A 4,478-nucleotide genomic window follows, 5' to 3' on the forward strand; every position below is an offset into this window, starting at 1 on the left:
GATGGTTCTGGCGCGGCCGATCGAGGAGCGGCACGCGGCCGTGCTGGCCTTGCTCGCCGACGGCGAAGCCTGGTCGAGCTCGGCCCTGGCGCTGGCGCTCGGAACCGGCCAGCGCAGCGTGCAGAGGGCGCTGGAGCCGCTCGCCGAGACCGGCAAGGTGCAGTCTTTCGGCCACGGCAGGGCGCGCCGCTGGATGACGCCGCCGGTGGCGGGTTTCACGACCACCTTGTTACTCCCGGCACCGCTCCCGCAAGGGTAGGAAGGGATGAACGACCACAATCGAGGACAAAGACATGAAACATTCAGCGGCCGAAATCCTGCGCGAATACGGACCCTTTCCGGGGGTGAACAGCGTGCATGGCGTGAGTTTTGACGGCAACAATGTCTGGTTTGCCTCGGGCGACAGGCTGAACGCCTTCGATCCGCAGAGCGGGCAGGCGTTGCGTTCGATCGATGTCGCGGCCCATGCCGGCACTGCCTATGACGGCAAGCACTTCTTCCAGCTCGCCAATGATAGCATCCATAAGATCGACCCGGATACCGGGGCGGTTCTGGCCACCATTCCCGCGCCCGGCGGCGGCCGCGACTCCGGGCTGACCTGGGCCGAAGGGACGCTCTGGGTGGGGCAGTACCGCGAGCGCAAGATCCACCAAATCGACCCGGAGACCGGGACGATCCTGCGCACCATCGAATCCAACCGCTTCGTCACCGGGGTGACCTGGGTGGATGGCGAATTGTGGCACGCCACCTGGGAAGGCGACGAGAGCGATTTGCGCCGTGTCGACCCGCAAACCGGCAAGGTTCTGGAGACGCTCGACATGCCGGCGGGCATGGGTGTCTCGGGGCTGGAATCCGATGGCGGCGACCGCCTGTTCTGCGGCAGCACATCCGCCGGCGTGGTGCGGGCGGTGCGCCGGCCAAAATGAGCCGGGTGCTCTGTCGGAGACAACCGGCACCTCAGGTCCGTGCCGGGATTTTGTCCGCCGACGACTGGCCGTTGTCCAGGGAGGTCCCTAGATAGGCTGCGTTGGGCGACCGCCCGGACATTTCTTCGCAAAGGACCTGACCATGCCAGAACAGATCACATTGAACGATGGTGCCGCCATTCCACAGCTTGGCCTTGGCGTCTGGCAGGTCGATGCCGGCATCACCGCGCAAGTGGTAGGCTGGGCAATCAAGGCGGGTTACCGGCTGATCGACACAGCCGAAGGCTACCAGAACGAGGAGGGGGTCGGCGAGGCGATCCGCGCTTCCGATGTGGCGAGAAGCGAGCTGTTCATCACCTCGAAGCTGCGCAACGGCGCCCACCAGCGCGACGCGGCTCTCACGGCCTTCGACGACACGATGAAGAAGCTCGGCATCGAGCAGCTCGACCTGTTCCTGATCCACTGGCCGGTGCCCAGCCAGGACAAATATGTCGAGGCGTGGAAGACCCTCATCGAACTCAAAAAGGCCGGCCGCATCAAGTCGATCGGCGTTTCGAATTTCAACCAGGACCATCTGGAGCGCATCATCGGCGAGACGGGCGTGACGCCCGTCGTCAACCAGATCGAATTGCATCCGCGCTTCCAGCAACGCGCGCTCAGGGATTTCCATGCCGGGCATAACATCCACACCGAAAGCTGGAGCCCGCTGGGCAGCGGCCGTCTGCTCAGCGACCCGACCATCGCGAGCATCGCCAAAAAGCACGGCAAATCCGCCGCGCAGACGATGATCCGCTGGCACCTCCAGGAAGGGCTGATCGTGATCCCGAAGTCTATCCACCAGGACCGCGTCGCGGCGAATTTCGATGTCTTCGATTTCGAGTTGGACGCGCAGGACCTGGAGACGATCCGGGGCATGGATTCGGCTGACGGCCGCAACGGACCGAACCCCGCCACGGCGGCGTTTTTGTTTTAAAAGTTTGACCTGAAGGAGCCGGCGGCGAAGCGGCCAATCTCCCCCCAAGTGGGGGAGATGCCCGGCAAGGCAGAGGGGGGCGCTGTTCCGCCGGCATATCAGTTTGTGCCGCCCAAATCAGCAGCGATGACAATATGTTGGCAGACATTGTCGATGTCGCGAATCACATCGTCGTTGCAGAACCGCAGCACGCTCCAGCCGTCCTGTTCCAGACGCATGGACCTTGAAGTTTGCGCCCTACGGCGCCCCCCTCTGTCCTGCCGGACATCTCCCCCACGAGGAGAGAGATTGGCAGCTTCGCCCTTTGTGCTAAATCCCGGATCCGTCCAATTGCTGTGCGTCTTCGCCTTCCCAGGGGGCCGGCATCGAGCCGCCGCGGCTGAGATTGGCGGAGGGCAGGGGCATCCAGCATTTGAGTTCCGGCTCGGCGTATTCGACGACGCGGCCCGGCGAGGAATCCGATGCGCGCCAGCCTTCGCCGGCGAACTGGTCGCCGCGTGCCCAGTAGGCGAGGTCGACTTCGGCCGGCCCCTGTTCGGACGGGCGGACCGTGACCAGGATCCGGCTGCCGTCCTTGGGCGCCGTCGACATGTGGCGCCACCGTTCGGGCTCGTCCATCGCATTTCCTCCTGCCTTGGTACGAGATGAAGTGTCGCCTCGCCATCGGAGGCGGTCAACCCAAACTTTGTAGGATTATACCGGCCACAGCCGTCCTGGGCTTGGCGATACTCGCCAGGACAAGGAGAGCATATGAGTGACGAGATCGAGCCGATGCTGGCTGGGGGCGAAATGAAACTCTACTTCAGCCGCAATCCCAATCCGCGCCTGGCGGTCGCGGTTGCGCGTTACCTCAAGGCTGATGTGACCTTCGGATTCGCGTCACCCTTCGCGCCAGGGCAAGCGGAGCGATTTCGGCCGCTCAATCCCAATCTTTCGCTGCCGATACTGGTGTGGCCGGGAGGCAGCCTGTGGGAGGCGGACGCCATCGCCTGCCGGCTGTCGCGCGATGTCGGATCCAATTTCTGGCGCACTGGCGATGATGAACCCGATATGATCCGCTGGCTGAGCTGGGGCAAGGAGAACTTCGCGCGGGCCTGCGACATGGTGCATTTCGAGCGTGGCACCAAGCAGCGCTATCATTTGGGCCCAATCGATCGCCAACTGGTTGAGGAGGGGCTGAAGCTGTTCCACACGATGGCGGCGATCCTGCAGGCGGCGCTGGCCGGGCGGCAATGGCTGGTCGGGGCCCGGGTCTCCTACGCCGATTTCCGCATGGCGACGTTCCTGCCGTTCAACGATGTCGGCGGCCTGCCGCTCGGTGATTATCCCGTCCTTGCCGGCTGGTATCGCCGGCTCGAAGCGATCGAAGCCTGGCGCGACCCGTTCAACGGGCTGGATGCACCGCCCTTGCCGCCGGTGCCGCGGCAGGGTGATGGCTGGAACTGACGACCGGCGTATACACAAAGGAAACTTGAAAACGCCGGTCGCCGGGCGGGGGTTGGGACGCACCACGTTGGGGCGCGATGCAAAGTCAGGCTACGCGGATGTCCGGCATCTTCAATTTGAACACCGGCCCATGGTGAACAACCGGTTACTATCCACAGGCTCCATCCGGCTAACGGCATCTCTCGCGGCTGTGCGCAACGTCGGCCTGCCGGCCATCGGTGCTCGACGGGCCATGCTCCGGTTGATAAGCCCGTCTGCGAAGGAGCTGATGAGTCTGGCATGACCGTTGCGATCGAGATGGGAAACACGATGGCGGGCGCCCCGGCGACGCTCGATCTCGAGGAGCTGCTGGCGACCCGGCTTCTGGTGCAGGGCAATTCGGGCTCCGGCAAGTCGCACCTCCTGCGCCGGCTGCTGGAGCAGAGCGCGCCTTGGGTGCAGCAGACCATCGTCGACCCGGAAGGCGACTTCGTATCGCTGGGCGACCGCTACGGCCATCTGGTGATCGATGCCGAGGAGCATACCGAGCGCGGCTTGCAGGCCGCCGGGGAGCGGGCGCGCATCCACCGCGTCTCGACCGTGCTCAATCTCGAAGGGCTCGATGCCGAGAACCAGATGCGGCGCGCCGCCGCCTTCCTCGGCGGGCTGTTCGAGGTCGCCCGCGACCACTGGTATCCGATGCTGGTGGTGGTGGACGAGGCGCAGTTGTTCGCGCCGGCCGTGGCCGGCGAGGTTTCGGACGAAGCGCGCAAACTGTCGCTCGGCGCGATGACCAACCTGATGTGCCGTGGCCGCAAGCGGGGGCTCGCCGGCATCATCGCCACGCAGCGGCTGGCCAAGCTTGCCAAGAACGTCGCCGCCGAGGCCTCCAATTTCCTCATGGGCCGCACCTTTCTCGACATCGACATGGCGCGCGCCGCCGACCTCCTGGGCATGGAGCGGCGGCAGGCCGAGGCTTTCCGAGACCTGGAGCGCGGGCAGTTCATGGCGCTGGGTCCGGCACTGTCGCGCCGGCCGCTCGGCCTGCGCATCGGCCCGACCGATACCAGCCCGCGCAACGGCACGCCGCGGTTGATGCCGCTGCCGGAATCCGCGCTCGAGGATGCCCGCGCCGTCATCCTGGCCGCCCCGCC

General features: G+C 65.3%; 5 protein-coding genes and 2 pseudogenes. 5 read left to right on the forward strand and 2 right to left on the reverse strand.

Annotated features, from left to right (window positions below):
* The 3 genes and pseudogenes from X741_RS0136430 to X741_RS136585 all read left to right on the forward strand — a co-directional run.
* Positions 1-259, forward strand: a pseudogene (locus X741_RS0136430) (helix-turn-helix domain-containing protein); the annotation flags it as partial.
* A 34-nt stretch (positions 260-293) separates the two neighbouring features.
* Positions 294-926, forward strand: coding sequence for a PQQ-binding-like beta-propeller repeat protein (locus tag X741_RS136590; protein WP_023781010.1), 633 nt, complete (start codon positions 294-296; stop codon positions 924-926).
* Positions 927-1,068: 142 nt separating this feature from the next.
* The gene (locus X741_RS136585) at positions 1,069-1,899 is read left to right on the forward strand and encodes an aldo/keto reductase (RefSeq protein WP_023781011.1); all 831 of its coding nucleotides are present in this window, start codon (positions 1,069-1,071) and stop codon (positions 1,897-1,899) included.
* Between the two features lie 98 nt (positions 1,900-1,997).
* On the opposite strand, the pseudogene X741_RS1000000169430 reads toward X741_RS136585, so the two are convergent.
* Both X741_RS1000000169430 and X741_RS136580 read right to left on the reverse strand, forming a co-directional pair.
* A pseudogene (locus X741_RS1000000169430) lies at positions 1,998-2,126 on the reverse strand (DUF559 domain-containing protein); the annotation flags it as partial.
* Positions 2,127-2,208: 82 nt separating this feature from the next.
* Positions 2,209-2,517, reverse strand: a complete 309-nt coding sequence (locus tag X741_RS136580; RefSeq protein WP_013894419.1) for a hypothetical protein — start codon at positions 2,515-2,517, stop codon at positions 2,209-2,211.
* A 171-nt stretch (positions 2,518-2,688) separates the two neighbouring features.
* On the opposite strand from X741_RS136580, the gene X741_RS136575 reads away from it, so the two are divergent.
* Together X741_RS136575 and X741_RS136570 are read left to right on the forward strand one after the other, a co-directional pair.
* Positions 2,689-3,345, forward strand: a complete 657-nt coding sequence (locus tag X741_RS136575; RefSeq protein WP_031250822.1) for a glutathione S-transferase family protein — start codon at positions 2,689-2,691, stop codon at positions 3,343-3,345.
* 279 nt (positions 3,346-3,624) lie between these two features.
* Positions 3,625-4,478: ATP-binding protein (locus tag X741_RS136570; RefSeq protein ID WP_023781014.1), on the forward strand; the 854-nt coding region annotated here is incomplete at its 3' end.

This window comes from Mesorhizobium sp. LNHC221B00 (assembly GCF_000502935.1).
GTDB lineage: Bacteria > Pseudomonadota > Alphaproteobacteria > Rhizobiales > Rhizobiaceae > Mesorhizobium > Mesorhizobium opportunistum.

Bases quoted from the DNA above. Each gene is read 5' to 3' on its own strand.
- X741_RS136590 (WP_023781010.1), top strand. From the start codon at position 294: ATGAAACATTCAGCGGCCGAAATCCTGCGCGAATACGGACCCTTTCCG.
- X741_RS136585 (WP_023781011.1), top strand. From the start codon at position 1,069: ATGCCAGAACAGATCACATTGAACGATGGTGCCGCCATTCCACAGCTT.
- X741_RS136580 (WP_013894419.1), bottom strand. From the start codon at position 2,517: ATGGACGAGCCCGAACGGTGGCGCCACATGTCGACGGCGCCCAAGGAC.
- X741_RS136575 (WP_031250822.1), top strand. From the start codon at position 2,689: ATGAAACTCTACTTCAGCCGCAATCCCAATCCGCGCCTGGCGGTCGCG.